The 21,982-nt window shown below is 43.9% G+C and carries 18 protein-coding genes; 10 read left to right on the forward strand and 8 right to left on the reverse strand.

Going from position 1 to position 21,982, the window contains the following annotated elements:
* The 4 genes from ACLSSO_RS09890 to ACLSSO_RS09905 all read right to left on the reverse strand — a co-directional run bounded on the left by ACLSSO_RS09890 (position 1) and on the right by ACLSSO_RS09905 (position 2,696).
* Positions 1–660, reverse strand: a complete 660-nt coding sequence (locus tag ACLSSO_RS09890; protein ID WP_295906228.1) for a hypothetical protein — start codon at positions 658–660, stop codon at positions 1–3.
* A gap of 146 nt (positions 661–806) precedes the next feature.
* Positions 807–1,115, reverse strand: coding sequence for a hypothetical protein (locus tag ACLSSO_RS09895; protein ID WP_340591874.1), 309 nt, complete (start codon positions 1,113–1,115; stop codon positions 807–809).
* Between the two features lie 10 nt (positions 1,116–1,125).
* Positions 1,126–2,058 carry a hypothetical protein gene (locus tag ACLSSO_RS09900; RefSeq protein ID WP_295906230.1) on the reverse strand — a complete coding sequence of 311 codons (933 nt, stop codon included), beginning with the start codon at positions 2,056–2,058 and terminating at the stop codon, positions 1,126–1,128.
* Positions 2,059–2,102: 44 nt separating this feature from the next.
* Positions 2,103–2,696, reverse strand: coding sequence for a flavodoxin domain-containing protein (locus ACLSSO_RS09905; protein WP_413942661.1), 594 nt, complete (start codon positions 2,694–2,696; stop codon positions 2,103–2,105).
* A gap of 182 nt (positions 2,697–2,878) precedes the next feature.
* Here ACLSSO_RS09905 and ACLSSO_RS09910 point away from each other — a divergent pair, with 182 nt between their 5' ends.
* The 4 genes from ACLSSO_RS09910 to lon all read left to right on the forward strand — a co-directional run bounded on the left by ACLSSO_RS09910 (position 2,879) and on the right by lon (position 8,030).
* Positions 2,879–3,766, forward strand: a complete 888-nt coding sequence (locus tag ACLSSO_RS09910) for a 3'-5' exonuclease (RefSeq protein WP_295903763.1) — start codon at positions 2,879–2,881, stop codon at positions 3,764–3,766.
* Between the two features lie 167 nt (positions 3,767–3,933).
* Complete coding sequence (locus tag ACLSSO_RS09915) at positions 3,934–5,184, forward strand: ATP-binding protein (RefSeq protein ID WP_413942662.1); 1,251 nt, start codon at positions 3,934–3,936, stop codon at positions 5,182–5,184.
* Positions 5,181–5,588 (forward strand): response regulator, encoded by a 408-nt coding sequence (locus tag ACLSSO_RS09920; protein WP_295903755.1) that lies wholly within the window; start codon positions 5,181–5,183, stop codon positions 5,586–5,588. Before ACLSSO_RS09915 ends, ACLSSO_RS09920 begins: the two co-directional genes overlap by 4 nt.
* 66 nt (positions 5,589–5,654) lie before the next feature.
* Positions 5,655–8,030, forward strand: a complete 2,376-nt coding sequence (gene lon, locus ACLSSO_RS09925; RefSeq protein ID WP_413942663.1) for an endopeptidase La — start codon at positions 5,655–5,657, stop codon at positions 8,028–8,030.
* A 291-nt stretch (positions 8,031–8,321) separates the two neighbouring features.
* Here the strand turns inward: lon and ACLSSO_RS09930 are convergent, their stop codons facing one another.
* The 3 genes from ACLSSO_RS09930 to ACLSSO_RS09940 form a co-directional block, all read right to left on the reverse strand.
* On the reverse strand, positions 8,322–9,731 hold the full coding sequence (locus ACLSSO_RS09930) for a sigma-54-dependent transcriptional regulator (RefSeq protein WP_413942664.1): 1,410 nt from the start codon (positions 9,729–9,731) through the stop codon (positions 8,322–8,324).
* 279 nt (positions 9,732–10,010) lie between these two features.
* Complete coding sequence (locus ACLSSO_RS09935; protein WP_295903745.1) at positions 10,011–10,292, reverse strand: Hpt domain-containing protein; 282 nt, start codon at positions 10,290–10,292, stop codon at positions 10,011–10,013.
* 4 nt (positions 10,293–10,296) lie between these two features.
* On the reverse strand, positions 10,297–13,086 hold the full coding sequence (locus ACLSSO_RS09940; RefSeq protein WP_413942665.1) for a CHASE domain-containing protein: 2,790 nt from the start codon (positions 13,084–13,086) through the stop codon (positions 10,297–10,299).
* A gap of 381 nt (positions 13,087–13,467) precedes the next feature.
* On the opposite strand from ACLSSO_RS09940, the gene ACLSSO_RS09945 reads away from it, so the two are divergent.
* From ACLSSO_RS09945 to ACLSSO_RS09960, 4 genes are all read left to right on the forward strand, one after another.
* Positions 13,468–14,127, forward strand: coding sequence for a PilZ domain-containing protein (locus ACLSSO_RS09945; protein WP_295903740.1), 660 nt, complete (start codon positions 13,468–13,470; stop codon positions 14,125–14,127).
* A gap of 79 nt (positions 14,128–14,206) precedes the next feature.
* Positions 14,207–14,539: a hypothetical protein gene (locus ACLSSO_RS09950; protein WP_295903737.1), complete on the forward strand. Its 333-nt coding sequence runs from the start codon at positions 14,207–14,209 to the stop codon at positions 14,537–14,539.
* A gap of 3 nt (positions 14,540–14,542) precedes the next feature.
* Positions 14,543–15,310 carry a nitroreductase family protein gene (locus tag ACLSSO_RS09955; protein WP_295903735.1) on the forward strand — a complete coding sequence of 256 codons (768 nt, stop codon included), beginning with the start codon at positions 14,543–14,545 and terminating at the stop codon, positions 15,308–15,310.
* Positions 15,311–15,315: 5 nt separating this feature from the next.
* The gene (locus tag ACLSSO_RS09960; RefSeq protein ID WP_295903732.1) at positions 15,316–16,353 is read left to right on the forward strand and encodes an AI-2E family transporter; all 1,038 of its coding nucleotides are present in this window, start codon (positions 15,316–15,318) and stop codon (positions 16,351–16,353) included.
* 27 nt (positions 16,354–16,380) lie between these two features.
* On the opposite strand, the gene ACLSSO_RS09965 is transcribed toward ACLSSO_RS09960, so the two are convergent.
* Positions 16,381–17,997, reverse strand: a complete 1,617-nt coding sequence (locus tag ACLSSO_RS09965; RefSeq protein ID WP_295903729.1) for a fumarate hydratase — start codon at positions 17,995–17,997, stop codon at positions 16,381–16,383.
* Between the two features lie 475 nt (positions 17,998–18,472).
* Between ACLSSO_RS09965 and ACLSSO_RS09970 the strand changes: the two genes are divergently transcribed.
* Entirely contained in the window at positions 18,473–20,029 is a 1,557-nt protein-coding gene (locus tag ACLSSO_RS09970; protein ID WP_413942666.1) for an MFS transporter, read from the forward strand.
* A gap of 77 nt (positions 20,030–20,106) precedes the next feature.
* Positions 20,107–21,966 carry an LTA synthase family protein gene (locus tag ACLSSO_RS09975; RefSeq protein ID WP_295905029.1) on the forward strand — a complete coding sequence of 620 codons (1,860 nt, stop codon included), beginning with the start codon at positions 20,107–20,109 and terminating at the stop codon, positions 21,964–21,966.
* Positions 21,967–21,982: the final 16 nt, after the last annotated feature.

Genomic DNA, 21,982 nt, shown 5'->3' on the forward strand with positions numbered 1-21,982 from the left:
TTAGCGAGTTCCCGGTCTTGCGGGTGCCGATGATGATGTCGGCGCTTTCTTCACACAGGAAGCCACACTGGGAGCTTTGTCCGTCAGTCTAAAAACACAGTCATCAAATTTTTCACCCATAGAGCGTTCATCGATACACGCTCTTTTAATTTTTTGCACATCCACTTGGCGATCGCGAATGGCATTGATGCAGGGTTTTGCATAGTGAAGTCTTTCCTCATTGGCCTCAAGGCAAAACTTAAAACCTTCAGAATCAAAACTCGACTCCACTTGGGCTAGGTAATCAAGGCACTTCTTAACGCTGCTGAGATTGTTTTCATGAACTTTCTTGCAGGCCTCAACGTAGGTAAATGGATAATCGCGGCCGCTTAGGTTTTTCACACATTCGACAAATTCTCCTAGATTGCTTTTACCCTGGCAATAGTCAAAAGCTCCTTGCGTAAGAAGGGATTTTCCGATGACTTCATTGCAGACCGCTTTGGTCGGCATTGTGAGCATCCCCGTCGGATCACATTTTTTCTTTAACTCTGTAAGAGACGATTCGTTCAGTTGATGCGCTTTGATCTCAGGCGCTTGACCACCAATGATTTCATTAGCTTGTACTGAAAGACTTAATCCGAAGATAGAAGCGACAAATAGACTTTTAAGAGAAGATGTCATGCAAGAACTCCCGCCACTCATTTATCGGCGTTTTGAAGTTCTTTTTTAAAAGCGATTTGCGACGGAAGCCGTGTCTTTGTCTTAAACTGAGACACTCCAAATAATTTCCGTCGCTAGGTGGACTTATTTCGTTATAAAAATCTGATTTAGTAGTCTTGCAAGCCTAAGAGCTCTTTGCAAATCTCCATTTGGCGGTTGATTTCTTCAATGGCGCGATTGAGTTTCAGCTCTTCCCGCTCGTCGAGTTCGTTCTCCAGTGCGGCCAAAACGATGGGATGTTTCTTAAGCCAAGCACCCTGCCGTGAAGCATAGTTTTCTGGAACTCCCGAGCGCAAAGCCGCAAGTCTTGCGTCGCGATCTTTTAAATACTCAGCGATAAATTTCAAAGTTTCTAGAGTCAGAACTTTTTTGTGGGCTTTTAATCTTTGCGAGAAACCCATTTGACGAATGCGCATGGTTCAACCTCTAGATAAAATAATCAAAAACACGATTGGCGATAACAAACTCTTCTTCAAAATCCAGTGGGTCTTCTGGTAAATACCACGCTTCTTCAGAGTGCCCTTTGTGTAAAAGAGCGAGTCTTTCCTGCGCTTGCTTCCAGAATCGTTGCTGCCATTGTTGATTGGTATTGATTGTGAAAAGTTCGCTCAATTCAAGAGCTCTTTTTACTGCATCTTTGTTGATCTTTTTTTGATCCGGCAGAACATAATCCACGGCTTTTAAAATATCCTCGTGGTGGACTAATTCTAAAACAAGATAAGTCGAATAAAGAAGAGCCTGAATATATTGGCGATATTCTTTCGTGGATTTCTGAAACCACACATCCTCGCCGCCAGGACGATAAATAGCCTTAAGACGTTCAAAGACCGGAGAAAGTTTTCGCCCCACTTCGTCGCCCAAGACAAGATCCAGCGTCACCACGATGCTTTCCGCGAAATTCAAATAGCGACAGAAATCACGCTGCTCTTTCGGTGCTGGAGGAAGAAGCCTCCAGACGATGCGGTGATTTTGTTCATGAAACAAAGAGATCTCGTTATAGGAAGAAAGGGATGTCATCATTGCAACGGGATCTACAACTTCCTGAGAGTGATCTTTAAACCACAAAGTCTCTGAAAGAATCGGACTGTAATCGATTTGATCTTTGAACAAATCCTGCGCACTTAAAGAGCGCATCGTTGAACATACTTTTGGAGCGAAAGTACCATCAATCGACAAATAGAGCTTACGACTTTCACGGTAAATAGGACTCAGAGAAAGCAATTGTTGATCTAACGGATATTCCGCCAAAACCAAGCTGTCATACTTTTTCGAAACTGGAACCGCAAAGGCTGTATTCAAGTCTTTGAGAAAATGTTTAAGTTCCGTGTCGTCGCTGGATTTTTGGGTCTTTTTTGCCATACGCAGAGATTAAAGTCTTTTGTCCTGGCTGGCAATCACTGACGTCACAAACCCAACGAAGGCGTATCGGCTCTATTTGGAATCTCGTAGTGTCTTGGTGCCGTTTTTAAAGCTACTAGAAAGTCGTTTACAAATTCGTCGACATCTTGCCAGTTTGTGTATTCGTAGTCGCGAGCTGTGTCTGTGTCGGAGCCTTCTTGTTTAGCGATTCGTTTCATGATGTTTTTTATGAACCAGTTGTATTTTGAATACTTCAATCCACCGGCAAAAATACGCCACTGTTGAGGACACCATCCTGTTTTTTTAAAAAAACCTTGAACGATTTCTCTCTCTTCCTTTTTTGCTTTTGGTGTATTTTCTAAGATTCCCAAACAGACAGAGAAAAAGGCGGAAGTCGTCTCATTTAAAATATCCGCGTGGTGATGAGCCCACTCTTGAAGCTTGTGTGGAAAGCCTCTAGCGTAAACAGCGCCTCCGATAATCACTCCGTCATATTTAGCTAAGCCCACGATCTCTTTTTGGTGATCTTCTAGAACGTCCGTTTCAATTCCTGTGTTTCTGATTTTGTTGGCTATATATTGAGCTATTTTTTGGGTTTGCCCGTATTTAGATTCATAGACGATAAGCACTCGAGCCATAACTGCCTCCCGTGCGAAAGATAACCTTATTATAGCATTTAAAAAATGAGCTGGCTCATATCTGAGATAAGACCAAAGACAGTTCGCGCAATGCGCCAATCTATTTTGTTTTTGACCCTATTTCTTCGTAAAATAATATCATCCACCAAGGTTTTAGTGACCTTCAACATAAGGATTCGTACGTGGCATTTCGTTGGATTGGCAAATCTCAAGATGGAAAAACAGTGACTCTCAACCGCCTTGAAGGCTGTCCTGTACAAACACCTTCCTATGCCACTCCTGAATGGGCCAAAAACAATTCCGATATTGTTCGTGTTGGAGCCGTTCTTGATGTGGAGACCACGGGTCTTAATCAGACAGAAGATACCATTATTGAAATCGGTATTCGTCAGTTTCTTTTTAATCGCAACAGCGGTGAAGTGATTGCTTTAGGAAAATCCTATTCAAGCTTCCAAGATCCAGGTCGTCCTATTTCTGCAGAAATCTCTGAATTAACGGGCATCACAGATGAAATGGTTGCAGGTCAACACATTGATTGGAACGCGGTGAATGCGCTCCTAGAAGAATGCAGTGTTGTGATTGCTCACAATGCCCGCTTCGACCGCCCGTTTATTGATCGCAAATCAAAAACTTCGACGGAAAGAGTGTGGGCTTGTTCGCACAAACAAATCGATTGGAGCACCAAAGGCTTCACGAGTTCAAAACTGGAACTTTTGAATATCTACCACGGATTTTTTACGGACTCTCATCGTGCAATCAATGACGTTGATGCTTTATTGTATTTGCTCAGCATTCCGGAAGCTGGTTCCAATAAACCTTATCTGCATGAACTCTTAAACAACGCCCGCCGCCCGATGACTCAAATCGTAGCGAGCTCTGCACCGTTTGAATCCAAAGATCACCTCAAAGGTCGAGGCTACAGCTGGGATAACATCAATCGCTTTTGGACAAAAATCATTTTCAAGGACGAAGTTCCCACAGAGATGGTTTGGCTTGAAGAGACCGTCTACTGTGGCCCCTTCGGCGGCCTAACTCGCGATATCGCTCTTGTGGATGGGTTTAAAGGTTGAACTGTATTCTAACACACAAGCCCTAAGCAGAGTTCTTTCTGATTCGAGAGTGCTAAAATAGTGTTGGCTGGAGCCAAACTATCGAAAACAATCTTCGCGCCCTTGAACTATTAAAAGATATTTATAATGTCGACCAACTTCTTTCAGGCAAAGAGTACATCAAAGAGTTGGTTCATCGACTGGCGCAAATTCTTAAAGTGAAATATGTCTTAGTGGGTCACGCGGTTGAACCTGATCGACAGAAAATCCAAACGGATTATCTCTGGGCAGGTTCTGGATTTGCCGACAATGTTGTCTATGAACTGGAAGACACACCTTGTGTGAATGTGATCTGCGGGACGCGCGTTAACTGCTACGCCAGCGACGTGCAGTTAGCATTTCCCAAAGATCAAATGCTCAAAGATTTTGGTGTGGAATCCTATATCGGCGCTCCGTTTCTACATACCGATGGACGCCTTATCGGTTTATTGATCATCATGGATGACAAACCCATGGAAGAGCGCGAGCTTTACACATCTGTCGTCGAGTTTTTTGCCGCTCGCATCGGAACCGAGTATCGCCGCCAAGCCGTGGAAGATTCTTTACGTAGAATCAACGAAAATCTTGAAAAGCTCGCACAAGAAAGAACTCTGGAGCTGCAACGAGCTTTTGAAAGTCTACAACAAACCCAGAAACAGCTTATTTCTCAAGAGAAACTCGCCACGATTGGTCGCATCACATTTGGAATTGCTCATGAACTCAAAAATCCTCTTAATATCATTATCAACTCCGCCCAGCTTCTTGAAGAAGATGATTTAGATCCAGAGTCCTGCAAAAAGGCGACTGACATGATTTATCAGCACAGTCAGCGCGCTAATACCATCATTACGAACATGCTTCGCCAAGCTCGCCAAGAAACCGATATGGAGCCAGAATGGATCAATATCTCAGAAATGCTGGAACACTGCTTGGACGTTTATGTGCGCTCTCTTACTGATGTCGATTTGAAAACTCATTTGATTGTGCAAAAAAATATCACTCCGAATGTGTATGCGAATGTTTTTGATCCTCCCAGCATTGAGCGTGTGCTTATCAACATCATCGATAATTCTCTTTATGCACTAGGCGACAAGTATAAAAAAAATAAAAACTCTTTCACTCCCACGATCAAAGTGGATTTGATTGCGGCAGACGCCACCTTTAAGATCATTGTTCGCGATAATGGTTCTGGCATTCCACAAAAACACCTCGCCAATGTTTGCGATGAATTTTACACCACAAAACCTGCCGGTGAAGGCACCGGACTGGGACTTTGGATTGCCAAGCAAAACGTCGAAAAAAACCGGGGCGAAATACACATTGAAAGCGAAGAAAATCAATTCACCCAAGTGACAATTGAACTTCCGGGACAGCAACGAATCCAGGAGGTGCAGCTATGAATGTTTCGGCACCGCTGGATGTGGTTGTTGTGGATGATGAAAGCAGTGTTGGGACGCTGTGTGAGCTTAACTTTCGTAAATCAATAAAAAGCGGTGACGTTCGCCTTCACTATTTCACGACGGCGAAGGAGTGTTTAAATTATTTAGCGACCACGGACCGACACCCGGGATCCGAAGTTCTATTAACAGACATCAATATGCCGGAAGTTTCAGGGTACGAGCTACTGCAAAAAGTGAAACAAAAATATCCTAGTATTGATGTCTATATGATGAGTGCTTATGATGACGAACTGAGTATACGAAAATCCCTCAGCCTTGGGGCTCAGGGCTATTTTACGAAGCCTGTAAATTATAAGGACCTCAAATTTCGCATTTCAGAAGAATATGGTGTCCCGCTGACTTGACGAAATTTATTTCGTGCTCATGTTTGTTACATTAACCCCTTTTGAGGGGAAGAAATGAGGTAACAAATGTCTTACGTCTCTGGTTTTATCCCTGTGATTCCTCTGAAGAATTCTGTCTTGTTCCCAGACATAAGTATGCCTTTGCGAGTTGGTAGAGAAAAAAGTATTTCTGCCCTGCAAAAAGCTCTTCGTGATAATCACTGGGTGATTTTATTAACACAAAAAAATCCGCAAACTTCGGTTGAGAAGATTGAGGATCTTTACTCGGTGGGCGTTCTCGCAAAAATCGAGTCCTTCCGTATGGATGAAGACGGAAGTTACAGTGTTTTTGTGAAGGCTCATCAACGCGTGCGCGTGGTGCAAAGCCGTCATCAGGAAGGTTTTTTTGAAGTGCAGAGCGAAGCGGTTGAAGATCGCGGAGTGATGGACAAAAAAACAGAGGAAGCTTTGCTTTCAAGTTTACGTATTTTAAGCGATGAACTTTTAGAACTGCTTCCGGGAAATCCTCGTCAAATTAAGGACATGATTGCGGAGATTGAAGATCTTGCGACACTCAGTAATATGTGCGCCGCTTACGCCGATATCGCGATTCCAGAAAAACAAGAAATTCTGGAAACCGTTTCGTTGAAAGACCGCACCTTGAAACTTCTTGATCGCATGCAAGAGTTAAAAGAACGCCTTAAAATTCAACGAGGTATTCGCGATAAGTTAAACGAAAACTTCCAACAAACTCAGAAAGAAGCGATCTTGCGCGAACAAATGCGCGTGATCCGTGATGAACTGGGTGAAGGCGATAACGGTGATCTTTATGCGAAATTTAAAGAGCGCATAGAAAAAGCCGGCATGCCGCCAGAAGCTTTGGAACTTGCGAAAAATCAATTGAAACGTCTGGAGACGATCAACTCAAGTTCTCCGGAATATCAAATGATCCGCACGCATTTGGAATTGATGTTGGATCTGCCGTGGAGCAAGTCTTCGCCGCATAAAGAAATCGATCTTGAAGAGGCCGAAAGGGTTCTCAATGAGGATCACTATGGTCTGGAAAAAATCAAAGGTCGTATCCTGCAACATTTAGCGGTGATGAAGCTTCGCAAAACTCATCAGGGTTCCATCTTGCTTTTCATTGGACCTCCGGGAGTGGGAAAAACTTCTTTGGGTAAGAGTATTGCGCGGGCCTTGGGTAAAAAATATGTGCGCGTCAGCTTAGGTGGCGTTCGCGACGATGCGGAAATCCGCGGGCATCGTCGAACTTACATCGGCGCCCTTCCTGGTCGCATTATCGCAGGCATTAAAAAAGCCGGCGAAAACGATCCGGTCTTTATCCTGGATGAGATCGACAAACTCACTCGTGGCTTTGGTGGTGATCCTGCCAGCGCGATGCTTGAAGTTCTCGATCCCGAACAAAACAGCACTTTCCAAGATCACTACTTGGATACGCCGTTTGATTTATCGAAAGTGTTCTTTATTGCGACGGCCAACTCTTTAGAAGGCATCCCCTTGCCTCTTCTAGACCGTATGGAAGTCGTCGATTTAAGTGGTTACACTTTGGATGAGAAAAAACAAATCGCGCAAAAATATTTGTGGCCGAAACAGCTTAAAGAGCACGGCTTGGACGAAAACTCTTTAACGATCACCGACGAGGCGATGACGAAACTTCTAACTCACTACACCCGTGAGGCCGGCGTGCGGGATCTGCAAAGAAAGATCGCTACGATTTGTAAATTTATGAGCTTAAAAGCCGTGAAGTCCGCGAACACGACATTGACGGTGGATGTGAAAGATCTGGAAGAGATTTTAGGAGCTGAAAGATTCTCATCAGACATGATTGAAAGTCTTTTACCTCCTGGAGTGGTGACAGGTCTTGCGTGGACACCTGTCGGAGGAGATATTTTATTTATCGAATCCGCACAAATGAACGGAACAGGACAGTTGTTGTTAACAGGTCAGCTTGGTGATGTGATGCAAGAGTCTGCGAAAATCGCTTTAACACTTTTGAAATCACGTTTGCCGATGTTGGATCCATTGATGGATTTCAGCAAAAAAGACATCCACGTCCACGTTCCTGCCGGAGCCATTCCTAAAGATGGACCGTCAGCAGGTGTGACGATGGTGACTTCAATGGCTTCTTTGTTGCTGAATAAACCGGTTGATCCAAAATTAGCTATGACCGGAGAGATTTCTTTGCGAGGCAGTGTTCTGCCTGTGGGTGGTATCAAAGAAAAAGTGATCGCCGCTCACCGTGCAGGTGTTCGCGAAGTCATCTTATGTAACAAAAATGAAAAGGATCTTAAAGAGATCCCAGAGGAAATCCGTCACGACATCCGCTTCCACTTCGTCGAAGACGTGAATGAAGTGTTGAAGATTGCTTTGGATGTAGATCTTCCTCGCTGGGATAAGTTGTCCCTCAATCCTCCAGGCACTCCTCTGCTTCCCGCAGGGTAAGTGTTGTGCGAACCTTAAGGGGTCATCTCTTCTGTAAGAGGTGACCCCTTTTTTTATGCATTTCCAAAGACACAGGCTCAGCAGAGCGTGCGACACTGATCATCCTCGCCGGAGAAACGGTGGTGGGTTTTTCATAGGTGACTGCCGCTAAAAAACTCATCCCGAGTATAAAGCGCATAAGGGCTTTCATAAGAACCTCCTGTTGTCCTACAAGAAGTTCTGCAACCTTAGCACCAGCATAAGACCCGGTTAATTTTGATTTAATACAAACACTGGGGCAAAATTCCCCTGCTATTTTCCACTTTGTCCTGGCTCAATTTCTTGAAGTTTTCGATACAAAGTTTTGCGATCAATTCCCAAAGCTTTCGCCGTCTGTTCTTTCGCTTTGTTATTTCGCTCATAGACAAACTGCACATACTTTTTTTCAAGTTCATGCAGAGGTTCTACCTCTTCACCAAAACGGAAAACAAAAGCGTTCTTTTTATCTTCGTCGAAAGTTTTTTCCATCAAAACAGATTCTTCAAAAAGCGTGAAAGCACTTTGATCGATCTCCGTTCCGACAGTCAACACAACCGCGCGTTCGATGGCATTTTCAAGTTCGCGCACATTGCCGCGCCAAGGACGAGTCAGAAGATATTCTTTGGCGTTCTTTTTAAAGCCGACAATATTTGAACCATTCAGGGCATTGTACTTTTTTAGAAAATGTTCTGCGAGAGGCATAATGTCTTCCCTGCGCTCACGCAAAGCCGGGATTTTTATTGGAATGACATTAAGGCGGAAAAACAAATCTTCGCGGAATCTTTTTTCCTGCACTTCATGACGAAGATCTTTGTGAGTGGCCGCAATCACCCGCACATCCACAGAGCGTGTTTGATTCTCGCCGACCCGCTTGATTTCTTTTTCCTGCAAGACGCGAAGAAGTTTTGCTTGCAAAGTGAGATTCAGATCCCCAATCTCGTCGAGGAATAAAGTTCCACCGTCGGCCTCTTCAAAAAGACCGACCTTTTTATCAACGGCCCCTGTGAAGGAACCTTTGGCGTGACCGAAAAGTTCAGACTCTAAAAGATTTTCTGGGATGGCAGAGCAGTTGATGGCGACAAAAGGTTTTTTGGCGCGCGGACTCCAAGTGTGAATGGCCTTAGCAAAAACTTCTTTTCCGGTTCCGCTTTCTCCTGAGATAGAAACTGTGGAGGAACTTTTTGCAACCCGTTTTGCAAGATCTAAAATGCGCAGGATGCTTTCGCTTTTTCCGATAATCCCATCAGGATGCAGACCTTTGCTTAAGTCCAACGTTTCACGCAATGTCTTATTTTCGGCATTGAGTTTATTAAACTTAAAGGCTCTTTGTGCTGAGATAAGAAGCTGAGGAAAATGCAAAGGCTTTACGACAAAGTCATAAGCTCCGGCTTCGATAACTTCCACCGCAGTTTCAACGTCGTTTGAAACCGTGATCAAAATAATAGGAATTTGAATTCCTTCAGCACGAAGTCTTTTAATAAATTCCAACCCCGACATGCTTGGCAGATTTAAATCTGAAATGATGGCATCAGGCTGGATTTCTTTGGTCACGACTTGATGAAGAGCTTCGCGGGGATCCTCGCTATGAATGATTTGGATATCTTTTTGGCGAAAATAAGCTGTCGCTAATTCTGCTAAATCAATGTCGTCTTCAATGAGAAGGATCTTTTTTTGCTTATCCATGCATCCTCCGGGTCTTCCTTTATGGTTATACAACGAGGCAAATATCCGCAATCAAAATGTGGCTATTTGCCACAATAAGACATAAATTAAGTATTAAATCTAATTTAAAGCATAATGACGATATTTTTGTCAGGCACCCGGCTTGCAATTATCAAATGACGTCGGGTGATATTCCCCGGAAAGAATATATGTCCGTCGCAAAAATCCACGATTGCAGCGGATAAGCGGCCGCCCCTTCTTGTGCATTCTTCGGAAAGGGCGGCCTTCCTTTTTTTGAAATTACTTTTCAAGTTGTCGCAAAAGTTCAGAAACTTTTTGCGCAAGCTCACCGCAAATTTCTTTGATTTGTTTTATATCTTGCGAGACCGAAGCGTCTTCAAGACGCTTTCCTAGTTCAGTTAATTCAGGAAACAAGAAAGTCACGGCGTTGCCTTTGATCTGATGCCCGACTTTCTTTACAAAGTCCCAATCAGGATTTTCAAAATCTATTTTCGCAATCTCTTCTTGCCGCCGTTTTAAATATTTTATCCGCGATTCTAAAGGCACATCAAATATAGCCATACCTTTACCCTCGATGATTTAAATAAAAATAAATCTCTTGAACCAAAAGTTCCCCGGAAACAGGTTTCGTGATTTGTCCATTACAACCCGCAGCCAGACAGCTTTCAATCTCTTCATTCAAGGCGTGCGCCGTCAGCGCAATCACGGGCTTCGTAAATCCTTTTTGACGAATGCGCTTGGTCGCCTCTTTGCCGTCCATCTTAGGGATTTGAATATCCATAAGAATAATATCCGGCGAATTCTTAAAGGCAGCGTCCACAGCTTTTTCTCCATCATCAGCAATGGTGACTTCAGCTCCGGCCGTCATGAGGAAGTGTTGAAAGATTTCTTGATTGTCTTCAGAGTCCTCCACCAACAAAACGCGAACATCTTTAAGAAGATTTTTTAAATCCAACGAAGACCAATCAATAGCATGCGAAGGCTTTTCATCAAAAGTGTTTACCACTTTAAGCACAGTCGCCTCTTGGCTGGATTTCATATTCAGGTATTCTTTAGCAAGACCGCGCAGGGGAATACGCAAGCAGAAGGTAGAGCCTTTTCCTATGGAAGATTCAAGAAGGAACAAATCCCCTCCTAAAAGCTCTGCCAAACGGCGAGAAAGGGCTAAACCAAGACCGGTGCCGCCATACTTGCGAGTTGTTGAAACATCGCCTTGAGAAAACGGCTTAAAAAGATTTTCGCGATTCTTTTCACTGATGCCAATACCGCTGTCTTGCACTTGGAATTCTAAGAACTCTTCTTTTTCATCATTCACATAGGTCTTATATAAAAGTTTAACCGCGCCTTTTTCTGTGAACTTAATGGCGTTTCCAACAATGTTCACAAGAATCTGCTTAAGGCGCACATCATCAGTAATAACATAACCTGGCACATTGCTGAGCTTTGCGATGTTGAACTGAATTTTTTTATCAGAAGCGCGCACTTCCATAATAGATTTGATTTCATGAATGAGATTTTCTAGATTCACTTGCGCCATTTCAAAATGAAGTTTGCCCGCCTCTACTTTAGAAATATCCAAGATATCATCAATCAAACGCGCCAGCTCTTTTCCATTGCGTTTGATGCTTTTAACGATTTGGGTTTTCTCATCCCCTTCAAGTTCATCATCGGCTAAAATTTCCGAATAACCAACGATCACTCCCAGCGGCGTTCTGATTTCGTGACTCATGTTTGCCAAGAAAGAACTTTTCATAAAGTTCGCGTCCTCTGCACGGCGAAGCAGAATCGCTTTATCGTATGACATCGCAAACTGACCGAACACCCCGACCAGAGCATACTCCATCACTTTGGAATCAGCCAGACCTTCAGGTCCTTTCATGATAACCAGAATCGAAGTGCTTTTACCGGACTCATGCAGTACTGAGCGCATTAAATAGCAGGATTCATTTTCAAAAGTTTCACGCACTCCCGGAGGACACAGTGCCAATAATCTTGTGAGCTCCTCAGAGGGAATTTTTGTTGAAAGAACTCCGTCCCTTAAAAGCTCGTCAAATTCCAATGGCACATCAAGAATGTCCGGAAAGGATCTTAGAACTTTTTGAAAACGTTTTTCAAAAGGTCCCTTGTGTTCGCGTACGAAAACTACACAGTCCTCAACCTGGAAAACATTTTCCAAGTGCCCACAGAATTTTTCAAAAAGATTACTTCCCTCGATAGCCGAAGAAAGATCCGCAATCACAGTGTTAAGCCTTCTAAAAAGAGCGATCTCCGTCGATTTACTTTTTGATAATTGTGCCAAAGAGTCTTTATGACGCTCACTGAATTTTAAAAACTGTTGCGTGGACCATAAAGCCAAGAAAATCACTGAGAGCATGACCAACGTCACAAAAGCAAAAAGAAAAGGAACGTAGCGCTCATACCAGTTAAAGAAATGCGGCAATGGCTCAAAATGCAGAGTCCACGTTTTATCGAATACCTGAATTTCTTTATCTACAGAAATATCAACGGGCTCTTTTTCATCTATATTTTTAGAGGGAAAACGCTCATAAATCGGAATCGTTCTTCCCAGTTTCTTTTCATAAATATAGATTTTATAATTTACTTTCTCATCGTAGAACTGCGGAACACCCAGAGCACCATTAAAGAATTTTGTGATGCGCACAATAGAATACACAAAACCCAAGAGCGCACTCTTAGGCTCAGCTTCTCCTGTGACATCAGTGGTTTTCGTCACAGGTAAATAAATCAAGAAACCCTGTTGATTCGATTCCGAATCATCTTGCACCAAAACCACGGGATCCGTGATCGCCAGAGAATTTGTCAAAACCGCCTTATCCATCGCGGATTGTCGACTCAGGTCCGAGTACATATCAAATCCCAACGCTTTTTTATTGCGCCAGTCTTCGGGCTGAATAAGAACGATGGATGTGTGAAGAGCTCTTTCCCCTTCCGGCCAGAACTTAAAATCAGGATAACCATTGTCGCGCATTCTTTTTTCTAAAGAAGCAGTTCCGTCTTTTTCGATTTTTTCAGCGAAAGCAATTCCTTGCAGGCCAGGAAAACGACGAAGCAACTCAGAAGACTCGATATATGTTTGAAACTCTTTGGGACTGGGCACACCGCTTAACTGAAAATAAGCGCGTGTATCGGTGAGAGCCTGGCCATAACCAAAAAACTCCCGACCAATTGTCGAAGTCACTTTCTGAATCTCTGCCTCTAAGCGAGCATTCCATTCTTTTTCTAAGTGCACTTTCACAGTCCACCAGCTAAAGACGCTCACTGAGATAATAATAAGAAGAACCAAAAAGACATTCCACTCATGCGATAATACAAAAACTCTCTTTAGTCTTTTCACAAACTTCCTTTGTCTTCTATCAATCCATTGCTTCTGTTTTTATTGTTAAGTCTTTCAAGTCGCCCTCGCAACTAGGAATTTCACCTCTCATTTGGGGACTTTTGCCCCTAAAAAACGCGGGAAACATTACGAGAAGCAATATATGAGTTTTAAGCCTAGGTTTGTCATTTGCTATAGATATCTAACATCTTACCCTTCCCATCATGTGAGTTGGCCTTTTGCGAGGGCCAACTCACCCCTCCTCAAAATGAGACGCCAAATCTAACAGTGTTAAGGTTTCTTAGACAGGTGTTCAGGAATTTCCACTTGAAACACCGCTTTTGCAGAGTTTTATCTTGGCTTTCCCTTTGCTTTAGAACTTCGCAAGGGAGGAACCTCAGGATGACTCAAATCTTTATCACGGGAACACAGAAGATTCCCAATCAGCTTAAAAACGAAAAAACTTTCAACTGCACAGTGATTGAAAATCCATACAATCTGCGTGCGGCTTTACACGGAACAAATGAAGAAAAAATCATCGTGGTCTTTTTGCCATTCTTGGAAATCCGTCACTTTGATATTTACTCTTACCTTCAAAGAACCATTCCCAACGTTAAAACCTTTTTCGTCGTCAATGAACTTTCAAGTTCAATGAAAATCAAACTGAAAACGCATCGGGATTTTGTCGTTCTTTGGAAAACAGAGGAAGCGAATCTTGCCAATGACATTCTGGCTTACTTGGAAGGAAAAAGCCTGCAACTGCGTGAAGACAAAAGAGAGCCGCACGAAAACAAAGCAATGCTCAGCCCTTCACTGCTTCCGCTAGGAATGGAGAACAAGGGATTTCAACCTATTATGGGTGGAAGCTTTGAGAACATTTCCGTGAATGGGTCTTGTTTAAAAATCAAAGCACCATTCTATAGTAAAAAAGATTTTGTGAGTCTTACTTACCAGAACAAAGCCGGAGAATATGTTTCTATTGAAGGACAAGTTCGCTGGACCAAGTGGAATGAAGGAGAGCAAAGCCAGGAACTCGGCGTCCAATTTCTTACACAGGGCTAAAGCTTAACGCCCTGCTTTGACAAAGCTACATATTGCCTCTCCCTGTAAACTGTGCGTTGATTGAACAGTGGGAGGCTTTATGAAAAAAATTATCCTAACAGTACTACCTCTGCTTTTTGCTCAAAGCGTTTTTGCGGCTCGCACGGTTTATGTTACAGGCCGTGGCAGTGAACACACCTACTGCAATGCGAACAGCGGATTTTTCTGCCTCGATAAAGCCAAGCGCGACGCCCAATATGATGCTGAAAACGATGCGCGCAGAAATTGCGAAATCTTTCAGCGCGGCCGCGCACTCACCTTCACCGCTTCTTATTTTACCAATTGCAATCCCAGCTATTTGCCACCCAATCATGACGGAACGTGGGTGAGCTGCAATTCGGATTGTCGCATGCAGTGTGAAGTTCAAAACTAATCTATGTCAGAAAATATTTTCAGCAAAGTTCCAGACTTGTCTTACGTTGAAGAAGCTCTTCTTTGTAATATGGAAGAGTTTAAAAAGGTTATTGCCAGCCGTCGCTCTGTTCGCGTTTTTACGAACGAACAAATTCCTGATGCCGTTGTTGAAGAGTGCCTAAGCCTCGCGTTACTCGCTCCAAATTCTTCCAATTTACAGCCTTGGGAATTTTATTGGGTGAAGTCCGAAGACAAACTAAAAAAATTAAAAACTTTGTGCCTGAATCAACCTGCAGCGCGCACTGCTCCCACGCTGATTGCGTGCGTGGCCCGTCCCGATCGCTGGAGCCTTGGGCAGAAAGTGAACCTCGCTTATTTCGACAAGCGCCCCGACACTCCCAAAGCTGTCAGAGCCTATTACGAAAAACTTGTTCCGTTTGTCTACGGTAATGGACCTTTCAATTTTTTTTCTCCATTTAAGACCTTAGCGATATCGATCCTGGGACTTTTCCGTGTCATTCCTCGTGGTCCGTTTGGGTATTGGGGAAATCTTTTATGGGCTACAAAGACCACCGCGCTAGCTTGCGAAAATCTCATGCTCGCCTTCCGCGCGGCGGGATATGATTCCTGCCCTATGGAAGGATTTGATGAAGTTCGTGTAAAAAAACTTTTAGGACTTCCGCGTGGAGCGTCCGTCACGATGATTGTCAGCGCGGGTAAAAGAGCTTCAAATGGAGTTTATGCGGAACGCATTCGTGGCGCGCAGGATTTATTTATTAAAAAGGTGTAGCAGTTATGATGGATATTCTTAGATCAAAAAGCACTCTGGTTCGTTGGGCCCTGCTAGTGGTTCTCATTGCAGCATTTTTATTTATCAACTGGCCCTTCTTAGGTCCTTTGGTTTTGGCCGGCATTTTCGCTTTAGGATTGAATGATTTTATCAACACCATCAGCCGCAAAACAAAACTGAGCCGCAATAGCAGCATTACTTTAACGGTCCTGGCTGGCTTTGCGATCTTCTGGATTCCTATTACGCTTGCCATCTACCGCATTGTCGTCCACATCAGCCAACCTCAAGGTATCGAAACAGATCGTATTGTTTCACAGATCCACAATTTGAAAGAGTTTGTGCTTGAATATTTAAAAAAGGTCTCTGATTGGACCGGAACAGATGTCGCCGGTCCCGCTCGCGGCATGATGGAAAACACGATGCAAAAAACCGGAGAAATGATTTTTAATTACTCCAGTCAGTTTCTAGGACAGCTTCCAGCAATTTTTTTAGCGAGCTTTGTTTTTACTATTGTGCTCATTGTGTTGCTGGTTAAATCCTCGGACGTTCGTGAACTCGTTATGAAATACAGTCCTTTCAATTCGGAAGCGACAGATAACCTGGTGGAAGTTTTTAAAAGCAGTTGCTCAGTCACACTCTTTTCAACTTTGGTTATCGGGCTTATTCAAGCGTCCATCATCGGCATTGGAAGTTTGATCTTCGGTGAAGGTGATTTCTGGCTGGTTCTTACCGTCACCTTCTTCGTCTCTTTTATTCCAGTGATTGGCGCAGCTCCGGTGGGTTTTCTTTTGGCCGTGTTAGCATTTATTGGCGGAAGAACAGGTTCTGGCGTGGGTCTTACCATTGTTGCGATCATCGCAGGAACAATCGACAATATTTTAAAACCCTTCATGGTGGGAAAAGAAAATAAAATCAATCCCGTAGTGGGCTTTACGTGTGTCGTCGGAGCTATCATTATGATGGGACTTCCGGGCCTTTTAATTGGCCCGGTGATCATGAATCTTTTTGTCGGTCTAAGCCCGATTCTTATAAAAGATATCTAAAGGGAAAAAGGTACCTGGTACCTTTTTCTACAGTTTGCGAATGACGGACTTAAAGAAATCATTTCCTTTGTCATCAACAATGATAAAGGCCGGAAAGTCTTTCACTTCAATCTTCCACACAGATTCCATACCCAGTTCTGGGAAATCGAGAACTTCCACTTTCGTGATGCACTCTTTTCCTAAGCGAGCGGCAGGGCCGCCGATTGATCCTAGGTAGAATCCACCGTACTGCTTACAAGCATCTGTGACTTGCGGGCTGCGGTTTCCCTTACCTAGCATAATCATCGAGCCGCCCAAGCTTTGGAATGTTCCCACGTAAGGGTCCATGCGTTCGCTTGTTGTCGGACCAAAAGATCCTGAAGCATAACCCTTCGGAGTTTTTGCGGGACCCGCATAGTAAACGGCGTAATTTTTAAAGTATTCAGGAACGCCTTCACCGCGATCCACTTTTTCTTTGAGTTTCGCGTGCGCAATATCGCGCGCCACAATCATCGGTCCACTTAGCATCACGCGTGTCGCGACTTTTTGTGCCGACAAAATTTTCAACGTTTCTTGAATGGGTTTATTCAAATCAATTTGAATGGCTTCAGCACTCGCATCTTTCAAATGGTTTGGAAGATACTGTTCAGGATGAAGTTCCAATTGCTCAAGGAAGATACCGTCACGAGTGATTTTTCCTTTGATATTGCGATCGGCAGAACAACTCACACCAACACCAATCGGACAGCTCGCACCATGACGAGGCAAACGAATCACGCGCACGTCGTGAACAAAATACTTTCCACCAAACTGGGCCCCAATGCCCGTATCACGCGCCCAAGTTTCAACTTGTTTTTCCATTTCAAGATCGCGATAAGCTCTGCCGCCTTCGCTGCCTGAAGTTGGAAGACCGTCGAGATAACCCGCCGACGCGTATTTTACGATTTTTAAAGTTTCTTCAGCGGAAGTTCCGCCGACACAGAACGCTAAGTGATACGGAGGACACGCCGCCGTTCCTAAAGAATTCAAAGTCTCACGCACAAACTTTTCAAATCCCTCCGGATTTAAAACAGCTTTTGTTTTTTGATAGAGATAAGACTTGTTGGCGCTGCCGCCACCTTTGGCCATGAACAAGAAATGATACTCATCACCTTGCTCTGAGTAGAGATCAATTTGGGCTGGCAGATTTGAACCGGTGTTTTTTTCTTCAAAGAAAGAAATCGGCGCCATCTGTGAAAAACGCAAATTGCGTTTTTGATAGGTATTGTAAATCCCCTTGGAGAGATATTCTTTGTCGTCAAAGCCTGTGAAAACTCGCTCACCTTTTTTACCGACGACGATGGCCGTTCCCGTATCCTGACACGAAGGAAATTCCATTTGCGCTGCGATCACGGCGTTTTTTAAAAGATCAACGGCGACGAAACGATCATTCGGAGAGGCTTCAGGATCTTTGAGAATTCTTTCAAGCTTTTCCAAGTGACTCGCACGCAAAAGGTGCGACACATCGCTAAGAGCTTCCTGTGCGATCAACTCTAAAGCTTCCGGTGCAACCACCAAAACTTCTTTGTCGCCGAACTTTTCAACTTTCACGTGATCGGAAGAGATTTTTTTATACTGAGTGTTATCTTTTTGCTTTTCGTAGAGAGGAAAATATTTGAATGACATAGCGTCAAAGGTAGCATTGCGTCGTTCGCGCGCGCAAGCCTCGGTGCGGCTTTTAGGTGGGCTGTGATGGTGGGATTTAAGGAGCCGTGATTACGGCGTTTTATTTGGGGACCGGGGCGCTCTCTTGCGTGAGAGAGGTGGTCCAAGGACCTACCGAGGGTCGAAGGATTTTTTCGATGTCTCCTTCTGAAACAAAACATATCGCCCTAGACCTATAAGCACAAACAGATAATATTTAGACTTTCCATAAGTTTTTCTTATGCATAAAACTCCCCACTCTAAACACATTTTGGGCGCTTAATTTTGAACTTTTTGCATCGTATCACTGCTGTTTTTCGAGTGAAATTCACTTGAGAAGCGGATTTGCGGCGTCTTAACAAAATCCTAAAACTTCTCTCGGGCAGATTCCGGCTCTTTCGATTGCCAACTTCTCATTTATCTATTAGCTTTCACGGAAATTTTTACTGGAGGCTCCATGGCACTTTTCCTCGTAGGCTTATGTCTCGCGGCTGTGATCACCCTGTACTTTAAGAACAACCCTTTGGGTCATTCTCGTAAGTTCATGTTCCGTCGCTTCGTTAACTGGTTCCCACTCGGAATGACGTATGCCTTCTTGTACATGGCCCGTTACAACTTGAACGTGTCTAAAAATGCCTTGGGCGACATGATGACCAAAGAACAATTTGGTTTGATCTTCGCAGCCGGTACAATCACTTACGGTTTCTCGTTCCTTCTCAATGGTCCTATCGTCGATAAGATCGGTGGTAAAAAAGGGATCATCATCGCTGCTCTGGGTGCCGCAGTGATGAATCTTTTGATGGGCGGAGTGACTTACCTTTACCTCATGGGCCGTCTAAAAACGAACATGGTTCTTGCGTTCTCTGTTTTGTTTGCGCTGAACATGTTCTTCCAAAGTTACGGTGCGGTTTCCATTATCAAAGTCAAAGCCTACTGGTTCCACGTTCGTGAGCGCGGTGTCTTCGGCGCGATCTTTGGAACTTTGATTTCATTCGGGGTTTACTTCGCATTCGACTGGGGTCAGGCGATTGTTGATGCTTCTCAACTTCACATTGAAGGCGAAAGAACGGCTTTCCAAAACTTCATTCAACACATCTTCGCTATCGACACCGGCACGACAAATGCCACTTGGTTGGTATTTACAATTCCTGCGTTTCTTTTGATCTGCTGGGCGTTGGTTGACATGGTTCTTTTGAAGGACTCTCCAAAAGAAGCGAACTTCGATGACTTCGATACAGCCGATGCTTCTTCCGCTCCGAGCGAGAACGATGAGAACTTGAAAATCTCTATCGGCTTCATGCTTAAAAAGATCTTCACAAATCCTGTGATGATCACAATCGCTCTTGTGGATTTCACTTCAGGTGTTTTGCGTAACGGTATCATGCAGTGGTATCTGGTTTTCGCGAAAGAAATGAAAGACGTGAATCCTTCATTCTATGATGGCTCTCAATTCTTTATTCAAAACTGGGGTCTTTTGCTTTGCTTAACGGGGATCTTTGGTGGATTCGCCGCAGGAATTATCTCTGACCGCGTTTTCCAATCTCGTCGTGGCCCTCCAGCGGCTCTTAACAATGCTTTCATGATTATTCTTTTAATCATCATGATCTTCTCTTTGATGAAGAACCCAACTGTTTTGGGTGCTGCGGCTGTGATGTTGACGTTCGCTGTTATCGGCGTTCACTCTTTGATGTCAGGAACAGCGGCCGCCGATTTCGGTGGTAAGAAGATGACGGCAACAGCGTCTGGTATCGTGGATGGTTGCGTGTACTTGGGTTCAGGTATTCAATCGATTGCGATCGGTTACCTTTCACACAAAGACTGGCACTATTGGCCTTTGTTCTTGTTGCCATTTGCTTTCTTGGGATTGTGGCTTTCTATCAAAATGTGGCACGAACTTCCTGCTGCCACGAAGAAGTACATCCTTGAAGTGGAAAAAGCTGAAGAGAAGCTTCAACAAAGTGGAGCTCACTCTCAAGCGGGACCAGGTACGGATCCTGCGGGCGTTCCAAACTAAAAAAAATTCTTAACAAGAATTTAAAAAAAGCCCACTTCCTGGTGGGCTTTTTTATTTTTCTCTTATACTCTGCGCTCATGTCATTTTTTATCTCTTCCGCTCGCTATATTCTTCGTCTTGTGATTCTGGGCATGGTCATGCGCGGAATCGTTGCACTGTATTTGAATCTTTGGGATTTCCAGGCGCTAGAAAGTTTTGATAATACGCTGGGGCCGTTTTTATATGGCTGGCACTTTGATTTGGCGATTGCTAGCTTCATGTATCTGATTCTTTACGGAAGCTCCGTGATGTTTGGTTTTGCGGAAAAAACATTTTCAAAGATCAATTGGCTGCTTCTGCTTTGTTATACGGTCTTTATCACTGTCGATGCGATTTACGCCAAAGAGTCCGGTCGTCATATCTCCTATGAAGTCTACAATCTTTTTACCATTCAGGGTTCTCTTAGCGGTTTATTAAAGCAATACTGGCTACAAGCGCTCTTTGCATTCTTGGGGGCTTCCTTTGCCTCCAAGTTTTTTACTCCCCGTTATAAACCCGTCACTGGAATTATCAAACGCAGCCTTGCTGTGCTCTTTGTTTTAATCATCAGTGTGGTTTTTGCCCGAGGCTTTGAGGGTATTCCCCAAGATCCTTCGTGGGCGTATCGCTCTGGCGGAGGCAGCAAAGGTGCGACGCTGGCCCTTAATGGCGCTTACGGAATTGTTTGGGCGGCTCTTTCTGGAAAAAAATCTTCCAAAGAACAAATCGAAATTCCCGCGCACATTAAGAGTGCGGAAATTTTTGAACGCTGGAGATCTTTGCGCGGCATTCAAAAGCCGTTTGCTAATTTCGATGGCAATATCGTGATTGTATTTTTAGAAGGCTGGCCCGGAGTTTACGTCGATAAAAAAGTCGGCGATGAAGACGTTCTGCCTTTCTTTAATTCTCTTCGTAAAGAATCTTTGCGCGTGGATTTAATGCTAGCCGGAGGGCATCGCACCACGGAAGGACTTTTTGCCACTCTTTGCAGCCTCCCCAATCCTCCCGGAAAAAGCATTATGTTTTCAGAAATTGAAAACAAAGATTTTAAATGCTTTCCGCAATTCTTAGCGAAAAAAGGTTACAGCTCTGCGTTCTTCCAAGGATCTGACCAATACACCAGTGGCGTGGGTCTTTTGGTTTTGAAAACAGGCTTTCAGGAATCTTACGGAAAACGCGAAATTCCAGATTGGAAAAACATCGAACAAAACTCTTGGGGCGTGTTCGATCAAGACCTTTATAAGTTTGCTATCGACCGCATGGACCATATGCAAGAGCCCATGTTGATTGGTCTTAACACCAACACAACTCACGATCTCGCTTTACCTCACGGTGTTCGTCCCGCATTTGGAGAAGAGAATCAATCGTCTTTACACTTAAGTGTGACTCATCATGCGGATAAAGAACTGCGTGGTTTTTATGAAGGACTTAAAAAACGCAAATGGAAAAAAGATTGGGTGCTGGTTCTTCTTTCAGATCACACGAGCTTTTCTGCGAATGGAATTTTTGAGCACTACTCCATTCCATTTTTAATGAAATATCACTCAGTGAATCCGGATAAAAAAACCAAACCTCCTTTTACAGAAAAACTGCTTGAAGGCGCTTACACACAAAATGATGTCGGTGCGACGCTGGCAGACCTCACAGGGAACGAAGCGCCGACATTCTTGGGACGCTCTCTTTTGCGCCCTGCTGACTTCTCTGAAGGCGCTAGCATTTTTCATCTAGGGCAATCCGTGTGGTTTGAAGGACCGTGGGCTGTGGTCTTTAATATTCGCGATTTTAATAACAAGCGCTGCTTTCGCTGGAAAAACGATATGGCTTTCCACTATCAGCTTCCTTGTCCAGAAAATGGCGAAGAAATGTACTTAAGAGGTTTAAGCTACATCAAAGAATCTCAAGAATATCTTTTCAAATAACAGTTTTGTTGCAATC

Origin of the sequence: Bdellovibrio sp. HCB-162, assembly GCF_047344985.1 — a bacterium.
Classification (GTDB): Bacteria; Bdellovibrionota; Bdellovibrionia; order Bdellovibrionales; family Bdellovibrionaceae; genus Bdellovibrio.